The organism is Butyrivibrio sp. AE2032 (genome assembly GCF_000702965.1).
In genome coordinates, this window is sequence record NZ_JNLF01000005.1 from 1,963,850 (window position 1) to 1,986,860 (window position 23,011).

Sequence of the window (23,011 nt, forward strand, 5' to 3'; positions counted from 1 at the left end):
TTGCATACTGTCTTTGTAGGTAGTATTATATTTTTATGAAGATCTGTGTATTTATCGGTGACATGTACAGAGACTTTGCTCTCTCCATAATCAAGCATCTGGATTACTATGCCCGCGAAAAGGGGCACAGGATAGATATTTTCGGCCTGTGTTCGATCACTTCGACCAGCCCTCTGCACATTACCGGATTCAAGAGCATCCTCTCGCTTCCGCCGATACACGATTACGACGGCATCATTCTCTGCTACGACACCCTGATCCACAACGGTATGGGAAAGGATCTTGTTGAAGAGCTCCTTACGGATATGGAAGCTCCGCCGGTCGTATGCATAAGAGCGGAGATATCCGGATTCTATAATGTCATTCCCGATAACAAGGCTTTGATGTATGAGATAGCAAAGCATGTCATCTCCAAGTGCAAGACGGACAATATCGGTTTTGTAACAGGCAGAGATGACCTGGCCGATTCGTATGAGAGGCGTGAAGGCTTCGAAAAGGCCATGAAGGAAGCCGGGAAAGAGATATCGGAGGATAAGATCTTCCACGGCAATTACTGGATCACCCAGGGCCATGAGATGGCTGATTTCTTTACCGGCGAAGACGGCTCACTGCCTGAAGCGGTAATATGCTCGAACGACTATGAGGCGATCGCCTTGAGCGACGCTCTGATCCAAAGAGGGTATTCGGTACCTCAGGACATCCTTATCAGCGGTGTTGATAACGCCTCCGAAGGCGAGGATCACCTTCCTTCCATAACGACGATCGAGATCTCAAATAACGATCTTGTGGATGCTGCGATGGACATTCTCGTGAAAGCCTGTTCAGGCGAAGAGCCCGCGCGTAACGTTTATGTTCCCGGCAAGATGATTTTCCGTGAGAGCACCGGCGATGCCGTTGACGAGAGAGATTTCTACAAAGCTCTGTGCGACATGAAGATAGCCGCCTCCGTTTCGATGGATGACACGAGAGACTACGTTATAATAAACGCCCTTTTCGAGGGTGCCCTCACAGAAGAGGCTTCCATACAGGTCGCCCTTGACGAGTTCAGGAAAGTCGACAGCGTCAAGTCCTGTTACTTATTCAGATTCCGCGAGAACGACAGGGAGCTCACTGCGTATTTTAAAGACAAGGGTGAGAGCAAACTGGTGTCGGTGTCTTTCCCTAATGAGATACTGATGCCCGAAGGTCTCGAAAACGATGAGCAGGGGATGCGTTTTTTCTTCTCACTTGCCTACAAGAATGAGATCTACGGTTATGCTGCTCTGATCGTTGACACTGACCTGCCGAAATTCATCAATTATAAGATCGAGTATCTTCTTACCCAGGTCGGCCTCAACATAAACAAACTCGAGCTTTATGAGAAGCTCTTCGGTATCTCCGACGTCATGAGCCTATACATCAGGGATCCTCTCACGGGGATACTGAACAGAAGAGGCTTCGAGAAAAAGATATCCGATCTGTTCGACAAAGAGGGCAGGAAGCTTAAAGACCTTACCATCGTCTCGATAGACATGGACGGACTCAAATACATCAACGATACGTTCGGCCATAACTTCGGAGACGAAGCCATCAAGGAGATCTCCAGATGCATCGACAACGCACTTAATCCCGGCGAGTTCGTTGCAAGGATGGGCGGTGATGAATTTGCGGTCATCCTGATAGATTCCGAAGTCGGAAGAGTGGGCAAGTTCATAAGGAACGTCAGGAGCAACATAGGCGACATCAACAAAAAGGGCGAGAACCCCTATGAACTCAGCGCCAGCATCGGAACAAGCGAAGTTACCGAGTGGAAAGAGGTAATGAACTGCCTTCACAAGGCCGACAAAGCCATGTATCTCGAGAAAAAGGCCAAGAAAAAGAACAGGTAAGAGATGTCTCTTACCCGGTTTTTCTGAATATCTGATCAGGGAACTGTGACTTGACCGTTATTATCCCGTCACCCAGAATGAATGCGTATTCCCATCCGCCTTTGTCAGCGGCATCGCCGATCTCGGAAACTTCCGTGTGATCGTCGTTCTCGAATTCCATGTCGTAATCGAAGAGCTCTATGCTCCCTTCGGTATAGTGGTTATACCTGACCTTAAGTCCCGTATCGTTAACCTCATAGATCTCGAAATACTCATCGGTATCGTCAGCATCCCATCTGCCAAGCCAGGCTGTCTCCGGATCAAGTCTGGTCTCCGTCTGCTCCGCAGTCGCTTTGGTCTCTGCCTGTGTCTCCGATTCAGTTGCGGGCACATCTTCTTTGCCGCACGCGGAAAGTGGGACGAGCATGCAGCAGGCAAGCAGGGATGCGGCTATCTTGTTCTTCATATAAGTACCACCGTTAAACATAATGGAGTGATTATACCATTAGCCCGGTGGGAAAATCGGGGCAAAGAAGGTGCAGGGCTGCCGTTGTAACAGCAGCCCCGTTAATGGTGTGCCCTACTGTGCACGTTTAATATCAATTGATGCTCGCCAATATTGTACCGAAAATCCCGATCATGGAGATGGCGAAATACAACAGATATATGCCCCAGAAGATCGTGAATCCGATACCCGTATAACGCGCAACGCGGCTCAGGCAGGAGCAGAGCTTGATCCTGGGAGTGTGAAGACCACCTGTGGCGATGTAATCAAGGACCGCTTTCCAGTTCTTCGTGCCCATGTTGATCGCGATGATGCTTCCGACGGGCAGGGAGCCTATAGCGCAGGCAATGATCGCCGTCTTAAGGAATTCAGATGCCTTTGCCATATATGCGGGATCATTTCGCTGATACTGCTGATATGGCTGCTGATACTGATACTGGGGCTGAGCCTGCTGATAAGGCTGTTGATACTGTGTCTGCTGATACGGCTGCTGGTACTGCGGCTGCTGATATGGCTGCTGACCATTAAAGTTATTGTTTTCCATATTAATTCCTCCATTATTCCATGGAACGCATGGCAACGTTCTAATTAAACATTATATCACGAAGTCTATGCGGGGTAATTGGAGCCGCATCAGATGCCCGAATCAGATTATGATTTCCGGCGAAAAAACTAACAGCCGGGACATCACAAATGCGCAAAGACTCGCATCACTCTGCCTGCCTTATTTAGCCCAAAAGACGCACTAAAACCATTATCATGTAGAGGATGTACGGGGTCGCAAAGATGCCCAGTACTATCAGCACCAGAAGTATTATCTTCAGTACGGATACCGGTCTGCCGCAGTTGCCTCTGTTGTCGTGACCGCTTGCAACGACGTAGTAGATCTTCCCGTTGTAGGGACATGCTGCGAGCCACACGGGGAAGAGGATATACCTGAATTTGATGTTGCTGTACTGTGTGGAGAGCTTTACGTTCCTGTAGTAGTCGGCATGTTCGTTTTGACATGAGGCGCTCTCGAGATTTCCGCGTATCGAGTTTTTCGCCATCTCCCAGGCTTCGTCGATATTGATCGTGTATTTCTCGGCTGCAAATCCGGCCAGTGCTTCAGGTGTGTACGGAAGTATTTCGTCAGGTCTGAACATGACTACCGAATTGAGCATCTTGTTGCTGCAGAAGCGCCTGCTTCCGCAGATGCACATGTCGTTTACAAACTTATCGATCACGCCTCTTCCGGTGTGCCATTTTGTGGTCGTTGAATCTCCGGCGGTAACATTATCACCGTAGTCTCCGGTGTAGGTCGATACGGTGTCAGCATCGAAAGTCCAGAAAGGAACATAGACTCCGACGAGATTGCCGAGCACCTTTCCTTTCCTGAATCTCTCGGGTGACCAGAGAGCGAACTTATTCCATTTGTAGTAATTCTGCGCGACCTGTTCCTTTGTGGTCGTGAATGGGATTATGCCACTTGGGGCGATGCTGTTGTCCATCTCGCCCGCTGTGAGCACGATCGTTGAACCGCAGTAAGGACACATGCCTGACATCTGATCTGAATCGTAGAGCATGGCAGCGCCGCACTGCTTACAGGTGATTAGTCTTCTTGCAGTACCTCAACTGGCCGTGTTTTCTCTTAAAGCAGATTCAAAATCGCGCTCTTCGGAGACATATTGCTCTTCAGGTCTGTGCAAAGGTTTTGTGTGGCCGCAAAAATCGCATACCAGGCCGAAGCTTGCCACGTCATATCTCATTGTTCCGCCGCAGTTGCTGCACTTCATAAGATCACCCCCATCTGTTCTTAGATATTTTCCCTTATCAGAGCGCAGTCCGATTTTCGGGCACCGGAGAACGCCTTCCAAATGTCAATTATATCATGAGCAGGGAATGGCGGGATATTGTCTGCCGAGACGCTGCGCCGGGATATGTTTTCGAAAATATGAACCGGGGCGGCCGGCGAAAAAACACAACCGTTTTACTTAACGATGTTCCTGATCCAGATGCCGGACCTGACGAAGAAGAACGCGATAAGAGCCTTGAAGACTTCCAGGCCGCGGACGATCGCGATCATGAGAGTGATGTTTATCGCAGTGTATCTGCTGAGGTAGAAGGCCAGCGTGACCGTTACCACCCAGGTGTAGACGCTGTCGAAGATCATGGTGAGGAGAGCATTTCCGCCGGACCTGATGATGAAGTAGGATGCGTGCGAATAAGCGCAGAAAGGCATCGTTGCAGCCGAGATCAGGATAAAGCCGGTCGCAAGAGATCTTATGTATTCTGACGTGTTATACAGGAGCGGGAAGAACGGGGCTATGGCCGCCATGATAAGGGCGAAGGCGATGCCGCACAATACTGTGACCCAACGCATCTTGTTTGCCTTCTCCCTGGCTTCGTCGAGTTTGCCTGCTCCGAGGATGTGTCCCATCATGATGCCGACTGCCTCGCCCATAGCGATGAAGGCAACGCCCATGAGATTCCAGAGCGTCGATTCGATGTTGAGCGCCGCAACGGAGTCGAGGCTCCTGTATGAATAGCACTGGTTGATGAATGTCATTCCGAGTGACCAGAGAGTCTCGTTAGCCATGAGAGGCAGGGCCTTAAGGATAAACCTGAGGACCAGTTTGCCCGGGATGCTGAATCTTGAAAATGCGCCCTTTATGAATGGGAAGAGATCCGGATGCTTGCCGGTGTAGATGACCAGGATGCCGAGCTCGACGAAACGTGAGATGACGGTGGCGATCGCTGCTCCAACAGCTCCGAGTGCGGGGAGTCCGAAATGTCCGTAGATCAAAAGGAAGTTTCCGACAAGGTTTACAAAGATGGCGCATATCGAAGAGAACATGGGCACCTTGGTGCTGCCGAGATCTCTCAGGGTTCCCGAATATGCCTGCGTGATGCCGATCGGAACGAGGCTTATGAGAATGATGTGCATATAGTCGACGCCGATGACCAGTGTCTCTGCCGCATCCGCGGGATCGCCTTCTCCCAAAAGGAAGAGGTTGATGAGGACCGGTGAGAGGAACGCTAATACCAGGGTGCAGATAATGGCTATCAATGCATTGAATACGATCTTAAACCTGAAGGTGTAGCGTATGCCGTCGGTGTCATCCTTGCCCTTGTACTGTGCGGTGAAGATGCCTACGCCCGCGGTGGCGCCGAAGATGACCAGATAGAACACGAAGATGAGCTGGTTCGCGATGGCGACGCCTGAAAGCGCGTTCGTACCGACCTGCCCGATCATGAGATTGTCGAGAAGGTTTACGAAGTTTGAGATGCCGTTCTGGACCATCATGGGGATGGCGATCATCAGGAGCTTTTTGATATACGATCTGTCGCTGTTCTTTGCCGTCATTTCTTATTTCCGCGTTCCAAATGTTATTATTATTCAGTCGGTCTGAGCATTGTAGCAAAAAGAACGGCAATTGCAAGTGGCTTTATGGGACATTATCAGGACCTTTTTGCGGGAACCGTTCCGTGCATAAGGTCCGGCAGGGGATATATATGGCAAAGATGAATGTCAGGAAAGAGTATAAGGTTATCCAGTGCCCGACGTGCGCTTCACCGCTGCACTACGACACGGGATCGGACGGCTTTGTCTGTTCGTTTTGCGGAAACATCTATCCCTATACGGGAAATGACGGAGTTGAGGAAACGGGCTTTTCGCTGATGCACATTCCGCTGAAGCAGAACGGCGATGTCTTCGATCTCACGGGACTTGAGAAGCTCATGACGCTGGATGATCCCATTCTCCTGAAGCAGTCGGCGAACGACAAATGGTATTCGAACCAGACATATCTCGAGAGGCGCGAAAGGGTAAACTTCTCGAAGCGCAAGATGTTCTGGCACATATGTCCGATGTGCGGAGGCGACGTCCAGGCTTATGAGACGCAGAATGTCTGGGCCTGCACATACTGCGGCAACAGGTTCGTAAAAGAGGAGATCCTCGCCGCAGGAAACTATGAGGTCATGGAAGTCGTTGATGCGGGTGATGACAGGACTCCGCATTTCGCGATGCCGTTCGAGATAACGAGGGAGGATGCCCAGCGGAAGATATTGGAGTTTGCTTCCCTCAGACCGAAGGCATTTGCGGGGATAGATCTCGCGGAGAGAGTAAAGAATCTCTGGACAGTCTATATCCCGACGGATCTGTGCGATATCAGTCTTCTTTTCGATGCGATCACCGAGAACGGGCGTGTCACGCTCTTTCAGGACAGGGTCAACTGGCCTGTGTCGATGTCTAACGAACACAGCTATTATCTCTTCAACGACATAGGTCCGTGGGACCTCTCAAAGATCATTCCGTTCTCGCCAAAGCTTACCGAAGGCGATTTCATCTGTGACACTCACCTGGGCGTGGGCATACCTCATGAGAGAGCTTACATGTCTTATGTCCTGAGACCGGAGCTCATCGAAGACGTGAAGAAGATGTATCCGTCTGAGGACCGTTCGATACCGTGGACGAGGATCGAAGTGCGCAACAGGAAGATGATCATGATGCCCGTCTATTTCCTCGAGAGGGAGGAGACGGGTCCGAAGATCCGCTTCATGGTCAACGGACAGACCGGCGCGGTATCGGTATTAGGATGCGGGCAGCTCCCCGGACACAAGACGCTCTTTGCGCCCGGCAGGGAGATCGGCAGCGCGTCCGAAAAGTTTATGAAGAGCGAGCTGATACCCGTGATATCCGTCGGTAATGACATATATAAGCGCGTCTCAAAGGAAGAGGCTTTTCAGCAGTCAGCGCGCAAGATAAAGTTCGCGGATGCCAAGAGGCGCAATAAGAAAAAGCGCAAAAAGGCAGTGAAGGGATTTTTCGCGAAGTTGTTCGGGAAGTAAGACATCGTGCAGGATAATACGAAAAAAGTGAAACAATAACGTGGGGGAACATCAGAATATGGAAGAAAAACTTGAATTATTTACCAAGCAATTAAAACCGTGGCTCTATCTGCTCGACGAGGGGCACCTTGCGACGGGCTATGTTGTCGTCGGCGACGAAAAGGTTTGCGTTATCGACACCATGAACGGCTTCAGTGACATCAAAAGCTTTATAAGGACATTTACGGATAAGCCCGTGATCGTCATAAACACGCACGGACATCCGGACCATATTTTCGGAAACGTGTATTTCGATGAGGCATATCTCGATCCCAAAGACAATGAGACAGCACAGTCTTTCATAGATCTTCCCGAGTTCAAGGAAGCGTGCGCGAAATACGGTTTTAAGATGCCGCCGTTCAAGCCCGTAAATGAAGGTGATGTGATCGATCTCGGCGGAAAGACCCTTGAGATTTTTGAGCTCCCCGGCCACACTCCGGGAGGGATAGTAATACTGCTCAGGGAGGAAAGGATCCTCTTTACCGGTGATTCCATAAACCACCACCTCTGGATGCAGCTTGATTCGTGCACGCCTCTTGAGGATATGGTAAAGGCTCTGGACAGGATCATGTTCCTTGAAGAAAGAGCGGACTTTATCCTTCACGGTCATGCGCAGGGATTCGATGACATCTCGCTCATGAGATGCATGCGCTACGGCATAAATGAGATATGTGAAGGAAAGACTGCTGACGACAAGCCTTACACCTGGTTCGGCGGCGAAGCAAGACAGCACCCTTTTGCTCTTGAAGAAGGGAAGACATACAGTTCGGAGAACAGCGTCATCTGCTATAACCCGAAGTAAAGCGACATCTTTTCTTAAGGATCCAAATTTCATTATTTGGCGGTGTTTAAGCAATAATTTGTCCCCTGTCGCGTGTAAGGCCAACGTGTTAACCTTTAAAAGGAAAAGGAAACGCGTTTGCTTTTGCGTCAGGGGATAAGTTTTATGTTCAGAAAGATCATAGCGGTAATATTGACGGCGGCGGTCGTTCTGCCAATGTGTTCGTGCAGCACGGTGAAAAGGAGCGGCAAGCCTTATATCAACAGGTCGGACGACTTCGTCGTTGACGGATTCAATTACAGGACTGAAGAAAAACAGACCGATAATTTCATCGCGTACAGATGCAAAGACGGCCGGGTCCTGCTTTACCCCGTTAGTGCAGAGAAAGCATTAGCGTGCGATCCTGATGGTCTTTGTGATGTCGAGCCCGGCGGGATGTATAAGATAAAATACGATGTACAGTATGTGACAGGCGGGTTTGCGGGAATAATGAAAGCTTATTTTCTTGCTGTATACAGCTGCACGAAAATTGATTGCGATACGCTTTTCGAGAATGGCTGCTTGAGGCCTGTGGGCGGGTGGTCCGTGAATTTTCCGATAGCTCCGAGGGTTGACGGTCTCGATTACATGGCATTCGAGAACGAGGAGGGCGGTTACGATCTTTACAGTGAGACATGCGGGAAACGCCATTACGATGAGATGCGCGAGATAAAATTCCCGCTGGAATTCGAAAATGACGACCCTGTCGAGATGGAGTTCAACGTCTTCTGTAATAAGGACCTGACCGATGAATACATCAAGGACTGTCTCCTGAACAGGAAGACGGATGAAGGTTTTATATTCTTTAATGCCGACCATCCCGGCGATACCGCGGAAGGCATGAATTACGATTCGATAGAGAAAGCCTCCGTCGGTTTTATTTACCGGCACAACATAATCTGCATCGAGTCGGATGAGCCCGTTACGGAAGAGACCAGAAGGCTTATCACTTACGAGGAGATGAGGGATAAAACGGCTGATGAACTTGGTCTTCCGCAGGATGTCTACGATCAGTTTTATCCTGCCTGGGAAGCAAGGGTCAACGGGAGTTTTTCATACTACGGCACAGACAATGAACCTGCAGCGAAATACGATGTTCTGCTATTCGGCGGCGACTTCGGCCAAAATGTTGACATGCAATATGACAGCGACCTTAAATTACAGCCATACGACTGGCGCGATTACGAGAATACTTCCGCACAGAGATTTCCGTATGCCGCCCTGTTCATCAGGAGTGAATTCAACGATCTGCTGCCGCAGGATTAACGCTTCCGTGCATTTCACCCCGCTTTTTTGTATCTTACCTCTGCTTCTGTTGTGAGGTCATTTTCCGTTGACTATACTCACCCTAAAACAAGCGGAAGGCGGGTATGGTTATGGCATACATACTGTTGGCGGTATTATTTTCGGCAGAGGTTGGATTCATCATTTTCGATCAGATAAGGAAGTCATCCAAAGCCGGGTGGTCGAAAAGAAGATTGATCGTAAATGCGGGACAGGCGGTACTGTTTGCGCTGATGCTGGCTTTTCCCGGGATCGACACAAGCTTCAGGTTCAAAGGACTCATGATACTCCTCGCGGTCAGGATCGTTTTCGCGGCGCTTTTTGCTTTCATCAACAGAAAGAAGGACATCGCGAAAAAGACGTCAGGCAGGATAGTCAGTCTGATCCTGAGCATTATCCTCATCTCGGGCGCCATGATGCCGGCATTCATCTTCGCAGACTACGACGGCCTGCCTCTGAACGGACCTTACAAAGTTGATACATGCAACGCGATCCTCGTTGATGAGAACAGGACCGAGACATTCGAGAATGACGGTTCTTTCAGGGAAGTGCCCGTGTATTTCTTCTATCCTTCGGATGCTGGAGAAGGAGAGAGATTTCCGTTGGTAGTATTCTCGCATGGCGCGTTCGGATACTATCAGAGCAACGTCTCGACATACATGGAGCTCGCGAGTCACGGTTATGTGGTAGTGAGCATCGAGCATCCTTATCATTCATTCTTCACAAAGGACACGGACGGAAAGATCATAATCGTTGACAGCGGCTTCATGAACAGCGTCATGACGACCGGCCAGGAGGGTACGGAAGAAGAGATATTTGAGGTTGCTCAGGAATGGATGAAGATCCGAACGGGAGACATGAATTTCGCGCTCGACGAACTGATAAAAGGCGCGGATGAAAACGATACCGGAGACTATTGGTTTGCTGATGATATTGCTAAGGCAGACACGCTCAAGGTGCTTGGCATGACCGATACGGAAAGGATAGGACTCATGGGTCACTCGATGGGCGGCGCGACATCTGTCGAAGTCGGAAAGGAAAGAGACGACATCGATGCGGTCATTGACATCGACGGCACGATGCTCGGTTCGATCACCGGTGCGGAAGACGGAAAGTTCATTGTGGAGGATATGGAATACAAAGTTCCCGTTTTCGAGATCGAGAACATGAATGCTCATAAGGAAGCCATAAAAGCGGAGCAGACCGGGTATCCTTATCCGAACAACATGATAAGGAAGAATGCCGACGTGTACTACGGCACATATTTCGAAGGCGCGCTCCACATGGATTACACGGATCTTCCGATGTTCTCGCCTTTCCTGGGGAAGATGCTTGGCTCGGGCGATGTGGACAACGCATACGTGATGAACACGGTCAACTCGCTTGCGGTCAGTTTCTTCGATTGTTATCTTAAGGGGGAGGGACAGTTCTCCGTGGAAGCATCTTATCAGGGAGTCGGATGATGAATATCAACGTTAAGAAGATCGGCGGCAGCGAAGAGGAATACATCGAGATAGGCTGCCATGTGCGCGACGGAAGGGTCGATGACATCGTCAGGTTCGTCGAGAGCCTGGACGGCAATATCGGAGGCATGAAGGGTGATAAGCGTTACGCGGTCCCCGTGACGGAGATCTTCTACATCGAGTCGGTCGACAACAGGACGTTTATCTATTCATCCAAAGACTGCTACGAGACGTCGCGCAAACTCTATGAGTTCGAAGAGGTCCTAAAGACGCGCAATTTCCTCAGGATATCGAAATCGGTGCTCCTCAACATCATGAAAGTCGAATCAATAAAGCCGGCGCTCAACGGCAGGTTCAGCTGCAGACTCCTTAACGGCGAGGAGGTCATAATCTCCCGCAAGTACGTCAGTACGTTCAAGGAATATATCTCCGGGAAGGTATAAGGTCATGAAAGAACACATTAAAGACAATCTGATGAACTTCTTCATCATCGTAACCCTGGTAAACATCGTGATCTTCATCAGCGGTTCGCTGATGGCGCCCGAACAGAACCTGACCTACACGGCATTCCTGGTTCCCATCATCGACGGCCTCCTGGGCATCATCCCGGGACTTGTAATGTATTCCAAGCGCGAACTCACGGTGAAGCAGATGATAGTAAGAGAGATCATCCAGCTCCTGTCGATCGAGCTCATAATCCTGTTCTTCACCTTCGGTTTCTCCGGGTTTTCCGTGGAGAAGATCCCTCTGATGATAACGGTCGCCGTTTCTGTTGCCGTAGTTTATGTGCTCGTTTATGTTATCCGCTTCTTCCTCGACATCAGGAGCGCGAAAAAGATGACTGACGACCTCAAGGCATTCCAGGCTTCGCTGTCGGCAGGGGACAGACAGGAGTAAAAGCTGTCTTACGCAATTTACAATCAGTCAACGGCGTGACTTACAGTCTTCTCACAGGTTCTTGTAGTACACCTCGATGAGGCCTTTAAGGAGCATATCCGTGTCGAGTATTATCTTATGCCTGCACAGCGGCACAACGAGCGATGCGTACCTGCCGGTTGCGGTAAGTACGCATGCTCCGCCGTATTCTTCTTCGATGCGGTCGATCATGCCGTCGATGAGCGCCGCGTTCTGGTAGATGAGGCCGCTCTTCATGCTGTCTATGGTATTGGTGCCGATGACTTTTTTCGGTGTCTCGAAAGCGATGTTGGGGAGCTGTGAAGTCTTGCTGCTCAATGCTTCCGCTTCGATCCCCATACCGGCGCCGATCGATGTGCCGATGAAGTTCTTGTCTTTGTCGATGAGCGAGAATGTGGTGGCCGTTCCCATGTAGATGTTGATCTGCGGAACGCCGTATTCCTTGATGCCGGCAACTGCGGAAACGACAAGGTCGCTTCCGAGCTGCGCCGGGTTATCTATCTTTATCTTGAGACCTGTCTTGACGCCGGGACCCACGACCAGCGGTGTTACGTCCGTAAATCTCTCGACCGCCCTTTTTACATTGGCTGTCACCTGGGGGACGACGGATGAGATTATCGCGCCGTCCACCGCATCGAGACTTGCTCCGTTGAACTCGAGCGCCGACTTGATCAGTGCGGCGTACTCGAGATCCGTGGCCGTCTTGTCGGTTGTAAGGAGCTCCTTGAAAAGTATGGAGCGTTCCTCAAAACATCCGAGCAGGATATGGGTGTTTCCGATGTCGATGGCAAGTACCATAGTGGTTTCCTCCGCTTATGCTTCTATCAGCTTTGCCTTGAAGAGAGCCGTTCCGACTGCTCCCGTGATTATGAATGCCGCGATGGCCTCGAAGATCGCGTTGATGCCGACGATGGCGGCAAAGAGTGCGATTATGCCCATCGTGGGGTCAAGGCCGGTTGCTTCAGAGATGGTTGCTTTGCCGAAGAGTCCGATGAGGGCTCCGACAAAAAGGATGGTATTGAACAATGCCGCACTGAGACCTGTTACGGAAGATCTTACGGGTGCGTTCTTCACGAATTTGGAGACGAGCTTAAAGACGAGTCCTGCAAGGAATCCGGCGAGTGCTCTGCACAATACGCACATTATGAATGTGAATACGATGTTCTTGCTCGCAAGGAATGTTCCGAAAGGATCTGATCCGAAGCACTGCACGAAGCTCGTGATGCCGAAAACGGTACCGAGAAGTGCGCCGGCCCACGGACCCTTTGCGAGTGCGCCTATTGCTACGGGGATCATGAGAAATGAGATGGAGATCGCGCCGACCTTGAGGTAACCGACAGGGGTGAACGCCATAAGGATCGTCAATGCGATCAGGATGCCCAAGACAGCTATTGTCTTGATTGTTTGTTTGCGATTTTGCTTAGCCATACAAAATCCTCCTTTGTTATTATTCCTCGTGACGAGGATATAGTTACAGCGGCAAGTACGTTCTTTTCAGGACCCTCCGTCAGATTCATGAAGATATCTGCGGTATTGAGGCATCCTTCCGGAAAGAAGTTCCTTACCAATTGAGATTATACAGCATTGCGCATTTCGATACTGCAGTAATTATCGCCGCCCGGCGCAGGCGGAATAGGGCTGTTTGCACAACAGGGGAGACTGTCAGACGGGTTTGCCGTCCAGGATCTCCTTATAGTCTTTCAGGTTCTTTTTGAGCAGTTCGGGGATGTTGAGCTCATAAGGGCATCTGGTCATGCAGAGTCCGCACTCAACGCAGTTTTCGATCTTCATCATCTCCTGCTGCCAGAATTCCGTAAGCCAGTTCTGAGACGGGGCGCGCCTTATCATCTGGCTCATCCTCGCGCACTGGTTGATCGTGATGTCAACGGTGCAGGGCATGCAGTATCCGCATCCTCTGCAGAATTCACCGAGGAGTTCTTTTCGGTCATTTTCGATGAAGGCGCGGATCTCATCCGTCATGGTGATCTCATCTTTAAAGAAACCGAGCCACTCGTCGAGCTCCGACTGTCTCTGTATTCCCCAGATGGGAAGTGCGTCGAACTGGCTCATGAAAGCCATGCACGCTTTCGAATCGGTAAGGAGTCCGCCCGAGAGTCCCTTCATGGCGATGAAGCCCATGTCATGTTCCTTGCAGCTCTTCACGAGTTCGATGTCGCGGTCACTCGCAAGATATGAGAAGGGGAACTGCAGGGTCTCGTAAAGACCGCTCTTTACTATGTCTTCGGCAACTCCGATCTTGTGCGCGGTTATGCCGATATGCCTGATCCTGCCCTGTTTTTTCGCTTCGACGAGACATTTGTAGATGTCGTCTTCCTCGTTATAACATCTGGCAACGCAGTGCAGCTGGTATATGTCAATATAATCGGTCTTGAGATTTTTGAGAGTGGTATAGAGGTCTTCTTCGAACTTCTCTCTGGTCGTGGCCTGTGTCTTTGACGAGATGAAGACCTTATCGCGCATTCCCTCGAATGCCTTTCCAACCTTTTCCTCGCTGTCCGAATAAGCTCTTGCGGTATCGAAAAACCTCATCCCGCCGTCGTAGGCGTTTCTCAAAAGGCTTACCGCTTCCTCTGTGCTGACCCTCTGTATCGGGAGGGCGCCGAATGCGTTCTGCGGGACTGTTATCCCTGTTTTTCCGAGCGTGATGGATCTCATTTCGTGTTCGTCCTCCTGTCAGATATGCCCTAACTATAGCACATACTTCGACGGACTTATCCCATATAACGGGGGTGTTTTTATTTGTGTTGTTTTGTTCTGTTATAATTTGCGGAGAATGCGTTCGCGCATAAAACAGGGGGATCAAATATGAGACTTGAAACAGAACGGTTGATAATAACGGATTTTACGCCTGACATGGCTCAGGCTGTTCACGAGAATTCTTTGGATGAAGACACCAGAAGATTTGTGCCGGACGAGGTTTTCGAGACCGTTGAAGACGCGCTCGAGACGATCGGATTTCTTATGTCACAGTACGGCAAGACTGATGGCCCGCTCGTTCATCCGGTGCTTATGAAAGATGGCGGCGTCAATATCGGATACGTTCAGATCGTTCCCGTCGGCGAAGGCCTCTGGGAGATCGGATACCACGTCGCGAAAAAGTACACGGGAAACGGATTTGCCACCGAGGCCGTCAAAGCTTTCCTGCCCGTAATGGCCGGGGTTGTCGGAACTTCTGAGGTATACGGCATCTGCATGAGCAGTAACATTGCCTCGAAATGCGTTCTCCGCAAATGCTGTTTTGATACGGTCTTCGAAGGCATTGGCGAATACCAGGGCGAACAGTGCGAGATATACAAGAGTCTCTGGAAACTTCCGGAATAAATGGGGCCATACGGGGATTTGGACAGGAGCCGGCAGGGCTGAATGGGATTTGGAACAGGAGTAAGCGGGGTTATACGGGCATATGGAGCAGGATAAGCGCGCGGACATGACTGTCCGTTGTGATGATGGATTCATTAACATCAGGGCAGGCGCCGTCATAATGAAAGACGGCAGGTTCCTGATGGTCGGGAGCAGCAGGTTCGACTATCTCTACTCCGTCGGCGGGAGGATCAGATTCGGCGAGACGGCGGAAGAAGCCGTTGTCCGCGAGGTCTTCGAAGAGACAGGCGTAAGGATGGAAATAGACAGGCTCGGGTTTGTAAACGAGAACTATTTCTACGGCGACGCGCCCTCCAATAAAGGAAAGCTCGTCTATGAGATAACTTTTTTCTTCTACATGAAAGTGCCGGATGATTTTGAGCCTGTCGAAGGCGATCTCTGCGACGAGAAACTCAGATGGGTTTCACCTGAAGAGGATGTGACCGTTTATCCCGTATTCCTGAAGGGCGAACTGTCTCATCCCGAAAATGCCGTGAAGCATTTCGTTTCCGACGAGAGAAATTGTCCTGCCGTCAAGATAGAAAAGAAGTGCGAATGATCTGACTGTTTTCGGGAAGATATCGTTTTTCGGAAAAAATCCTCAATAACGATATCTGTTGACTGTGCAAGATATCGTTTTCGGAAAAAAGTCTTTAAAAACGATACTTACGGGAGAGCAAAGATATCGTTTTTCGGAAAAAGTCCTCAATAACGATATCTGTTGACTGTGCAAGATATCGTTTTCAGGAAAAAGTCTTCAAAAACGATATCAGTGGGAGATCAAAAGTATCGTTTTCGGAAGAAAAATCTCAATAACGATACCTGCGGTTCAGCAGGGTATCGAAATTTGGGAAAAAGTGCTTTGTTTCGATACCTTGGGAAAAGCAAAGTATCGGAATCCGGGAAAAGTTATTCATTCTCGATACTTTTCGAAAAAGCAAAAGCATGGTCAGGATGCAATATGCTGAATTTATCCCGTTTATTCATTTTTCGAGACTTTGGGATAAAAAACGGGCATGGAATTATCCCGCGAAAAGGTTTTTGGACGGTTTGGGATAAATATCAGTCATGGATTTATCCCAAGTGAAGTGTTTTTGAAAGTTTGGGATAATTTGCCGTTTAAATTTTATCCCAAGTCGCGAAAAATAAGGCCTTCGGGATAATTTGCAAGGTATTCGAAATAACGGTAAAAATCATTTTTTCGATACCTGTGAAAAGCCGAGGTATCGAAAAATAACTCATTTCCGATACCCCGGTCCAATACTGTGCAGACTGTTCACGCCGCCCTTATTACTCCACGTTTTTCAGCGCGATGTCCATCGGTATCTTCCTGATCCTTAAGAAGTCTATCATCGATACGAATGCGTATCCGATGAGCAGATAAAGGACGGAAAGGATCATGGATGCGGGGCTCATGTAGAATGCGAAATACCCGTCCATCTGGAGCATGAACACATGGAAGATCCATATCATGAGCAGATATCCGACCGCGAGACTTACGACCGTGAAAAGAACGACCACGACGGCGGTGGGGATGATATACAGGGAGCCGATCTCGCTGTTCCTGAAACCGAGTATCTTGACCATGGATATCGAGTGCTCGTTGCGCTCGATGATTATCTTGGCAAGCAGATAAATGAGCGCTGCCGCGAGGACTATCATCGCGTATTTGAAGATCTCGATAAAACCGCCGACTGAATGCATGAGCTGAGTCGTGACTTTCGAGATGTCATCGACGGTAATTATGGTGGCGATGTCCTGCTCATCGATGTCGGTGATCTCGCTTCTGGAGAAATAACCGGAGAATTCATCATCCTTTCTGTCGAAAATACTGTTGAAGTTCTCATTGCTCATGAATACCGCGATGCCGCCTTCGTAGTCGACGACGTTGTCTACCGTGAACTCATAAGACCTGTTCTCGTATTCTTCGTGAAGCGTGATGGTGTCGCCTGTCTTCAGATAGAACTTATCCCTGAATGCGCTCGAGACCGATACACTGCCGCGGGGCATTCCTTCGGGGATATCGATGTATGAGCTGTTTTGGCTGATGCCGTATACGGTAACGCCCTCGTCGCCGCCGCTGCCCATGCCGTCGAATCTCGAGAAGCTGCTCTTTTCTTTCGGGTACAGAAGGGAAACGGCGCTGAACTTTTCGGCGCTCTCTTCATCTGTCGAGATGATGTTTCCGTCATCGTCCCTGTAGTCCATGAGCATATACTGATAGTCAGCGAACATCATGTCAGGTGCCCTGTCCCCGTAATTAGCAAGGGAGTCCGTAAGTCCGAATGCAAAACACAGCATGAGTTCACTGAGTATGACGCCGAAGATGAGCACCGCGTAATTAGGCATGTTCTGGAACAGCACTCTTAACCTGAAACGTCCGAGGAAGGACCATGAAGGGATCCTTCTTGCCTTGGCGCGTCTGGTCTTTACAAGGTCGTGCCTCAGGAACTGCAGGGGACTTAACTGAAGTTTCTTTACGATGACGGCAAGGTTGATCAGGAACATCAGGAGCAGCGGTATCACGGTTGTCTTTACGAGTGCCGACGAACTCCATACGAGACGCGGTACGGGAAGACTGTAGGTGTTGTAGTAGATCTTTACCGCCATGCCGCGGAATGCCGTGTAACCCAGGATGTTGCCGATTACCGCGCCGGCGAGCGTAACGATGACGGGCATCGACATATAGTGGACGATCAGTTCTCCCTTGCTGTAGCCTGAAGCGCGGAGCGTACCGATGACCGATGCTTCTTTATCTATCGTGTTGCTTATCGTGATGGCGAAGATAAATGCTATGACCGCTATCAGGATATAGCAGAAGATGCCGGTGCCGGTCGAGTCACCCTCGATGTCGGAGGGTGCGAAATTCCTTGCCTGGCTTAAATATGTCGGGAGGTAATCCTTGATCTCATTATCGTATACGAGAGACTGTGTGATGAGTGACTTCAAAAAGGAATCAGACCAGTCTGCCTCTTCGATCTTGCCGTCGGGCTTGACTTCATAAAGATATGCATAGTTGTAGTGGATCCTGGAAGTAAGCTTTTCGAAAGCCTCAGGCGTGACCATTGCAACGTCAAATCCGAATGCATCGAACATCAGATCCGTATTCGACTCATGCATTGTGAGATAGTTGACGAATGAAAGGAGTCCTACCACTTCGTAACTTTTGCCGCTGACGGTGATCTTGTCTCCGACACCGACTCCCACGGTCTCGGCGTGATTCCTGTCGATGGCGATCTCATTCTCGGCAGAAGGAGTGCGTCCTTCGATGACCGAAGCCATGTCGATGACCGAATCGCTCCTGAAGATCCTTACGGTCGAGTCTTCCTCGCCGTCATTGTTGTTGTCTTCCGTTTCATTGTGGTAGAAGTGCTCGTATATCTTTACCCGGACGGGAGAAAAGGACGGATCGTTGAGTTTGTATTCTTCCTCTATTTCGCTCCATTCCTCATCGACTGCCTTGATAACTTCCTTGTGGGCTTCCTCATACGCATCGGCAACAGCATCTTTGAATTCATCGGAATTGCGCGCTTCGTTAAGCGCCTCTTCGAAATTCTCCTCCATGGCAGTGTCGATCTGAGCCAGGATCATGTCCTCATCAGTTATGCCGAACGCCTCGCATTGCGCGCGCACCCCTTCGCTGATGGCGTCTGTAACCTGTGACCGGAGTTCCTCTTCGACCGCGTCAGCCACTTTCTGGTCGGCTTCTTCGATCCCCTTGTCTATGAAATACTGCCTGACGTCAGCCTTTTCGCCGGTGCTTATGCTGTCCAGCAATTCGTCTGATGCTCTGTGCGACAGCTCGAAACGTCCGTCTTCCAGATTGAGTTCGGTCTTGCCGGCTTCTATTGCGGCGATCATGCTCTCGCGTCCGACGTACATACCCGAGATCACGCCGATCATGAGGACCATGAACAGGATGATGACCAGATATTTATGCCAGTCGGAAGCGAGCTCCTTCGGGATCCGCTTTATCAATGGATTTCTCATGATGCCGCCTCCTTACCATTCGAGCTCGGAAGCCGGGATCTTATCCGTATTTATGTCGTTGTGACGGACAACTCCGTCTCTCAGCTTGATCACGTGATCAGCCATGTATCTGATGGCCTCATTGTGTGTGACCATTATGATCGTACTGCCGTAAACTCTGTTGCATTCCTCGATGAGAGCGAGGATCTCTTTGCTCGTCTTGTAGTCAAGCGCACCGGTTGGTTCGTCGCACATAAGGATGTCCGGATTCTTGACTACCGCGCGTCCTATCGAAACTCTCTGCTGCTGTCCGCCTGAAAGCTGGTTCGGATACTTGTACTTGTGTTCCTGAAGTCCGAGGATGGTAATGACCTCTTCCACGTCGAGCGGGCTGTCCGAAAGAAATGCGCCGACTTCGATATTCTCTTTCACGTTGAGGTTGGGGATGAGGTTATACATCTGAAAGACATACCCCAAATGCTTTCTTCTGTAATCCGTGAGCTGCTTTTCGCTCATGTCTTCTAATTTGTCGCCGTTGATGCTGACGAAGCCCGAGTCCGGCGTGTCTATACCGCCGATGATGTTGAGAAGTGTTGACTTGCCTGATCCTGAAGGTCCGAGCAGTACGCAAAATTCTCCTTTAGCCACGGTAAATGTCATTCCGCGAAGGACTTCCTGCCTGGCACCTCCCGTGCCGAAACTCTTCATCAGATCCCTGATGACCAGAAAATTGTCTGCCATAACTGTTACTCCTAGACTTTATAGATTTTTAAATTCCCTAAAGTCTCTGAAATAACAAAAGACCCAAGTATAACAAAACTATACCTGGGTTATCGAAAGATATATAACGTCATGTATAGTTAGGCTATACATGAGTCTCGCAATTTAAAACAAGCCAGACCGGAAAGGTCAGTATGTTGACTTGCTACGCTTTTAAGGCGCTTGCTACTCCCCCATGGGAATCACGTTTTGAATTTAACATGAGGCGTGTGTTATTGTCAATGACAGTCTCGTGTCAATCTGCACATCTCTTTTCGGGATATGAGTTTCTTTGTTTGGTATAATGCAGAAAAATCAGTTTTCGGCCGGAGATACAGACATGACAGACATCCTGATCGTTGAAGATAATGAGGAATTGGGAGCCCTTATAAGGGACTTCCTGGTGCGTGACGGATTTACTGTCATCTGGAAGACCACGGGAGAGGAAGGGCTCAATGCCCTGAAGAACGGGAAGTTCCGTCTGATGCTCCTCGATGTCATGCTGCCGGGCTTCGACGGTTATGAGACCCTCAGGATCTTAAGGAAGGACCTGGGACTTCCCGTCATCATGATGAGCGCCCGGAATGATGACCAGAGCAAGATACTGGGCCTCGACGTCGGCGCCGACGACTATATCGAAAAGCCGTTTTCTTTCCCTGTCCTTTCGTCCAAGATAAAAGCCATCCTGCGCCGCAACTACGGTGCTGAAGAAGAACACAAGGAACTCTCCTACAAAGACATCAGGGTAGATCTTGATGACATGACGGTCCGCAAAGGCGATAAGCTCATACAGGTCAACGGCAAGGAGCTCGACATCCTCATATATTTCCTGAAGAATCCCGACAAAGTTATACACAAGGAAGTGCTGTTCAATGCCGTATGGGGTGCCGACTGCATCTCAGAGATCTCAACACTTACCGTTTACATACGGTGGCTGAGGGAAAAGATCGAGGACGATCCGAAGGCGCCGAAATACATACACACGGTATGGCGTGTCGGCTATAAGTTCGGCGAGGCTTCGGACTGATGCGCAAATATATCGGAAAGTATATCCTGCTGCTGGTAATATTCCTTGCTTTGGGTATTGCGGCTTTTATGTTTGTCACTTCGTCGCAGAACAGGACTGAAGGGCAGAGGCATACGCTGATGAACCGTGTTGCAGGTGATCTCTCATCCAAGGGACTATCCGATGTTGATGCGGAACTTGATGCTCTCGTCTCTTCAAATGACTGGGAAGCCGAATATGGCAGGAACAACGTGCCGTCAGACATCAGATTCATAAAGGCTGAAAACGTCAGCGGTCCGTATTCGAATCTTCTGAACGGTAATTCCGTATGGAGTCTTTCGGAAGACGGAGAAATAAAAGGTTTTCTGGTTTTTTCTTTTAAAGATGACCATGCCGCAATGACCATAGTCATCTGCGAGATCCTGATCGCGGCATGTTTTATCGTATCCGTTCTTTTCTTTGTTTATATCGACTGTAAAGTGATAATGCCGTTCAACAGGCTTTCCGACTATCCGGAGCGCATTGCCAGGAACGAAAATGCGGATGCCCTTCCCGAGTCGAAAAACAGATATTTCGGCAGATACATATGGGGCATGAACATGCTGCGTGACCGTCTGTCCGGAGACACAAGAAAACTCCGTCAGCTCGAGAAAGAGCAGCTCACACTGGTATCCACGATCGCACACGGCATCAAGACACCGGTCGCGAACATCAAGCTCTATTCGGAAGCGATCAAGAGCGGTCTTTACCGTGAAGACGGCATTCCCGATGCAAAGGATGCCGAAGTTGCCGAGAAGATAACGAAAAATGCCGACGACATAACGGGTCTTGTCAAAGACCTTCTCGACAGCGCATCAAAGGGCGTCGTCGTTTTCGAGCCCTCGGTCGAGGCATTCTATCTTACGGAGATAGAGGATTTCATAAAGCGCGAATACGATAACCGCTTAAGTGTCCTCCGCATTCCCTATAAGATCGAGACGAAGAGCCGGGTCATGATAAATTCCGATAAAAGCGGCATTACAAGGATCCTTACGCAGCTCATGGAAAATGCTATCAAGTATGGTGACGGCCGCGGCATCACCATTACCGTTGACAAGACGGAAGACGGTTACATCTTCTCGGTGCGCGACACCGGAAGCCGCATCCCCGACAGCGAGATGCCGTATGTGTTCAACAGTTTCTGGCGCGGTTCCAATGCCGCGGATGTGGAGGGCAACGGCCTCGGCTTATATGAGGCATCCTTTATTGCGCGCAAGCTCGGCGGCGACATCGAAGTGCGCTATCTCGAAGAGACGGAAGAAACGGAATTCGAAGTTTTCCTTCCGCTGTAAGTGAAGCTGCTTTTCCGGACATGATTTTTTTCGACGCTTTAAGGATTTTTTAATAGTTCAGTTTCAGAATAGAGCTCGAAGATGATAAATGGAGGTATCAGCATGAGCGCTGTTATTGAAACAAGGGATCTTTGTAAGACTTATATAGTAAATAAACAAAGCAATAACGTACTTCAAAACGTGAATTTCAAGGTTGAGGAAGGCGAGTTCGTCGCTGTCATGGGACCTTCGGGTTCGGGCAAGTCGACGCTCCTTTACACGGTCAGCGGAATGGATAATGTCACCGCGGGAAGCGTGTTCTTCGACGGTCAGGAGCTGACTGCCATGAAGGACAAGGAGCTCATCAGCTTAAGGCTCCTCAAGATGGGTTTTGTTTTCCAGCAGATGTACATGATGAAGAAACTGAGCATCATCGACAACATCATCCTTCCCGGTTTTCAGGCGAAGATAAAGCCCAGGGAAGAGGTAAGGAAGGATGCCGAAGAACTGATGAGAAAACTCGGCATCATAGATGAGGCTGACCGTGAGATAACGGAAGTGTCCGGCGGACAGCTGCAGAGAGCATGTCTTTGCAGGGCGCTGATAAATCACCCGAAGGTCATATTTGCTGACGAGCCTACGGGAGCTCTCAATTCCAAGGCTTCAAACGAAGTCATGGAGAGGCTTCTCGATGCGAACAGAATGGGAACGACGGTGCTCATGGTTACTCACAGCGAGAGAGTCGCGTCGGTATCGGACAGGATCATATATCTGGTGGACGGCAATATCCAGGGAGAACTGATCCTTGGAAAGAAAGGCGACGATGATCTCCATGAGAGGGAACGCAAGGTAAGAAACTGGTTGGGAGAGATGGGCTGGTAAT

Annotated in this window: 22 protein-coding genes; 12 read left to right on the forward strand and 10 right to left on the reverse strand. The window is 49.7% G+C overall.

The genetic code is table 11. The annotated features are described in order from the left end of the window. The first annotated feature begins 35 nt into the window (after positions 1-35). Positions 36-1,868, forward strand: coding sequence for a GGDEF domain-containing protein (locus BO18_RS26205; RefSeq protein WP_034450719.1), 1,833 nt, complete (start codon positions 36-38; stop codon positions 1,866-1,868). A gap of 10 nt (positions 1,869-1,878) precedes the next feature. Here the strand turns inward: BO18_RS26205 and BO18_RS26210 are convergent, their stop codons facing one another. From BO18_RS26210 to BO18_RS26225, 5 genes are all read right to left on the reverse strand, one after another. Further along, positions 1,879-2,313 (reverse strand): hypothetical protein, encoded by a 435-nt coding sequence (locus BO18_RS26210; protein WP_034450721.1) that lies wholly within the window; start codon positions 2,311-2,313, stop codon positions 1,879-1,881. Positions 2,314-2,446: 133 nt separating this feature from the next. Continuing rightward, entirely contained in the window at positions 2,447-2,896 is a 450-nt protein-coding gene (locus BO18_RS34115; RefSeq protein WP_066738461.1) for a hypothetical protein, read from the reverse strand. Between the two features lie 184 nt (positions 2,897-3,080). Then, complete coding sequence (locus tag BO18_RS26220) at positions 3,081-3,917, reverse strand: hypothetical protein (RefSeq protein WP_034450723.1); 837 nt, start codon at positions 3,915-3,917, stop codon at positions 3,081-3,083. A gap of 45 nt (positions 3,918-3,962) precedes the next feature. Then, positions 3,963-4,127, reverse strand: a complete 165-nt coding sequence (locus BO18_RS35140) for a hypothetical protein (protein WP_185752576.1) — start codon at positions 4,125-4,127, stop codon at positions 3,963-3,965. Between the two features lie 194 nt (positions 4,128-4,321). Beyond that, entirely contained in the window at positions 4,322-5,698 is a 1,377-nt protein-coding gene (locus BO18_RS26225; protein WP_034450725.1) for an MATE family efflux transporter, read from the reverse strand. A 149-nt stretch (positions 5,699-5,847) separates the two neighbouring features. On the opposite strand from BO18_RS26225, the gene BO18_RS26230 reads away from it, so the two are divergent. From BO18_RS26230 to BO18_RS26255, 6 genes are all read left to right on the forward strand, one after another. Then, the gene (locus tag BO18_RS26230) at positions 5,848-7,182 is read left to right on the forward strand and encodes a hypothetical protein (RefSeq protein ID WP_051689196.1); all 1,335 of its coding nucleotides are present in this window, start codon (positions 5,848-5,850) and stop codon (positions 7,180-7,182) included. Positions 7,183-7,240: 58 nt separating this feature from the next. Beyond that, positions 7,241-8,023 carry an MBL fold metallo-hydrolase gene (locus BO18_RS26235; protein WP_034450727.1) on the forward strand — a complete coding sequence of 261 codons (783 nt, stop codon included), beginning with the start codon at positions 7,241-7,243 and terminating at the stop codon, positions 8,021-8,023. A gap of 144 nt (positions 8,024-8,167) precedes the next feature. Further along, entirely contained in the window at positions 8,168-9,307 is a 1,140-nt protein-coding gene (locus BO18_RS26240; RefSeq protein ID WP_034450728.1) for a hypothetical protein, read from the forward strand. A gap of 110 nt (positions 9,308-9,417) precedes the next feature. Beyond that, the gene (locus BO18_RS26245) at positions 9,418-10,788 is read left to right on the forward strand and encodes an alpha/beta hydrolase family protein (RefSeq protein WP_185752577.1); all 1,371 of its coding nucleotides are present in this window, start codon (positions 9,418-9,420) and stop codon (positions 10,786-10,788) included. Further along, positions 10,785-11,231, forward strand: a complete 447-nt coding sequence (locus BO18_RS26250; protein ID WP_207643583.1) for a LytTR family DNA-binding domain-containing protein — start codon at positions 10,785-10,787, stop codon at positions 11,229-11,231. Before BO18_RS26245 ends, BO18_RS26250 begins: the two co-directional genes overlap by 4 nt. A 4-nt stretch (positions 11,232-11,235) precedes the next feature. After that, the gene (locus BO18_RS26255; protein WP_034450731.1) at positions 11,236-11,685 is read left to right on the forward strand and encodes a hypothetical protein; all 450 of its coding nucleotides are present in this window, start codon (positions 11,236-11,238) and stop codon (positions 11,683-11,685) included. A gap of 51 nt (positions 11,686-11,736) precedes the next feature. Here BO18_RS26255 and BO18_RS26260 read toward each other — a convergent pair whose 3' ends face one another. The 3 genes from BO18_RS26260 to BO18_RS26270 all read right to left on the reverse strand — a co-directional run bounded on the left by BO18_RS26260 (position 11,737) and on the right by BO18_RS26270 (position 14,379). Next, positions 11,737-12,501: a type III pantothenate kinase gene (locus tag BO18_RS26260; RefSeq protein ID WP_034450733.1), complete on the reverse strand. Its 765-nt coding sequence runs from the start codon at positions 12,499-12,501 to the stop codon at positions 11,737-11,739. 15 nt (positions 12,502-12,516) lie between these two features. Next, positions 12,517-13,131: an ECF transporter S component gene (locus BO18_RS26265; RefSeq protein ID WP_034450734.1), complete on the reverse strand. Its 615-nt coding sequence runs from the start codon at positions 13,129-13,131 to the stop codon at positions 12,517-12,519. Positions 13,132-13,365: 234 nt separating this feature from the next. Next, complete coding sequence (locus BO18_RS26270) at positions 13,366-14,379, reverse strand: aldo/keto reductase (RefSeq protein ID WP_034450736.1); 1,014 nt, start codon at positions 14,377-14,379, stop codon at positions 13,366-13,368. Between the two features lie 150 nt (positions 14,380-14,529). Between BO18_RS26270 and BO18_RS33670 the strand changes: the two genes are divergently transcribed. Then, positions 14,530-15,045 carry a GNAT family N-acetyltransferase gene (locus tag BO18_RS33670; RefSeq protein WP_051689197.1) on the forward strand — a complete coding sequence of 172 codons (516 nt, stop codon included), beginning with the start codon at positions 14,530-14,532 and terminating at the stop codon, positions 15,043-15,045. An 82-nt stretch (positions 15,046-15,127) separates the two neighbouring features. Continuing rightward, positions 15,128-15,643, forward strand: coding sequence for an NUDIX hydrolase (locus BO18_RS26280; protein ID WP_051689198.1), 516 nt, complete (start codon positions 15,128-15,130; stop codon positions 15,641-15,643). A gap of 731 nt (positions 15,644-16,374) precedes the next feature. Here BO18_RS26280 and BO18_RS26285 read toward each other — a convergent pair. Further along, the gene (locus BO18_RS26285) at positions 16,375-19,074 is read right to left on the reverse strand and encodes an FtsX-like permease family protein (protein WP_034450737.1); all 2,700 of its coding nucleotides are present in this window, start codon (positions 19,072-19,074) and stop codon (positions 16,375-16,377) included. A gap of 12 nt (positions 19,075-19,086) precedes the next feature. Continuing rightward, on the reverse strand, positions 19,087-19,794 hold the full coding sequence (locus BO18_RS26290) for an ABC transporter ATP-binding protein (protein WP_034450739.1): 708 nt from the start codon (positions 19,792-19,794) through the stop codon (positions 19,087-19,089). A 358-nt stretch (positions 19,795-20,152) separates the two neighbouring features. Between BO18_RS26290 and BO18_RS26295 the strand changes: the two genes are divergently transcribed. The 3 genes from BO18_RS26295 (at position 20,153) to BO18_RS26305 (ending at position 23,010) form a co-directional block, all read left to right on the forward strand. Then, positions 20,153-20,839 (forward strand): response regulator transcription factor, encoded by a 687-nt coding sequence (locus BO18_RS26295; RefSeq protein ID WP_034450742.1) that lies wholly within the window; start codon positions 20,153-20,155, stop codon positions 20,837-20,839. Continuing rightward, the gene (locus tag BO18_RS26300) at positions 20,839-22,149 is read left to right on the forward strand and encodes a sensor histidine kinase (protein ID WP_034450743.1); all 1,311 of its coding nucleotides are present in this window, start codon (positions 20,839-20,841) and stop codon (positions 22,147-22,149) included. Before BO18_RS26295 ends, BO18_RS26300 begins: the two co-directional genes overlap by 1 nt. Before the next feature lie 102 nt (positions 22,150-22,251). Beyond that, the gene (locus BO18_RS26305; protein ID WP_034450745.1) at positions 22,252-23,010 is read left to right on the forward strand and encodes an ABC transporter ATP-binding protein; all 759 of its coding nucleotides are present in this window, start codon (positions 22,252-22,254) and stop codon (positions 23,008-23,010) included. The last annotated feature ends 1 nt before the right edge of the window (position 23,011 follow it).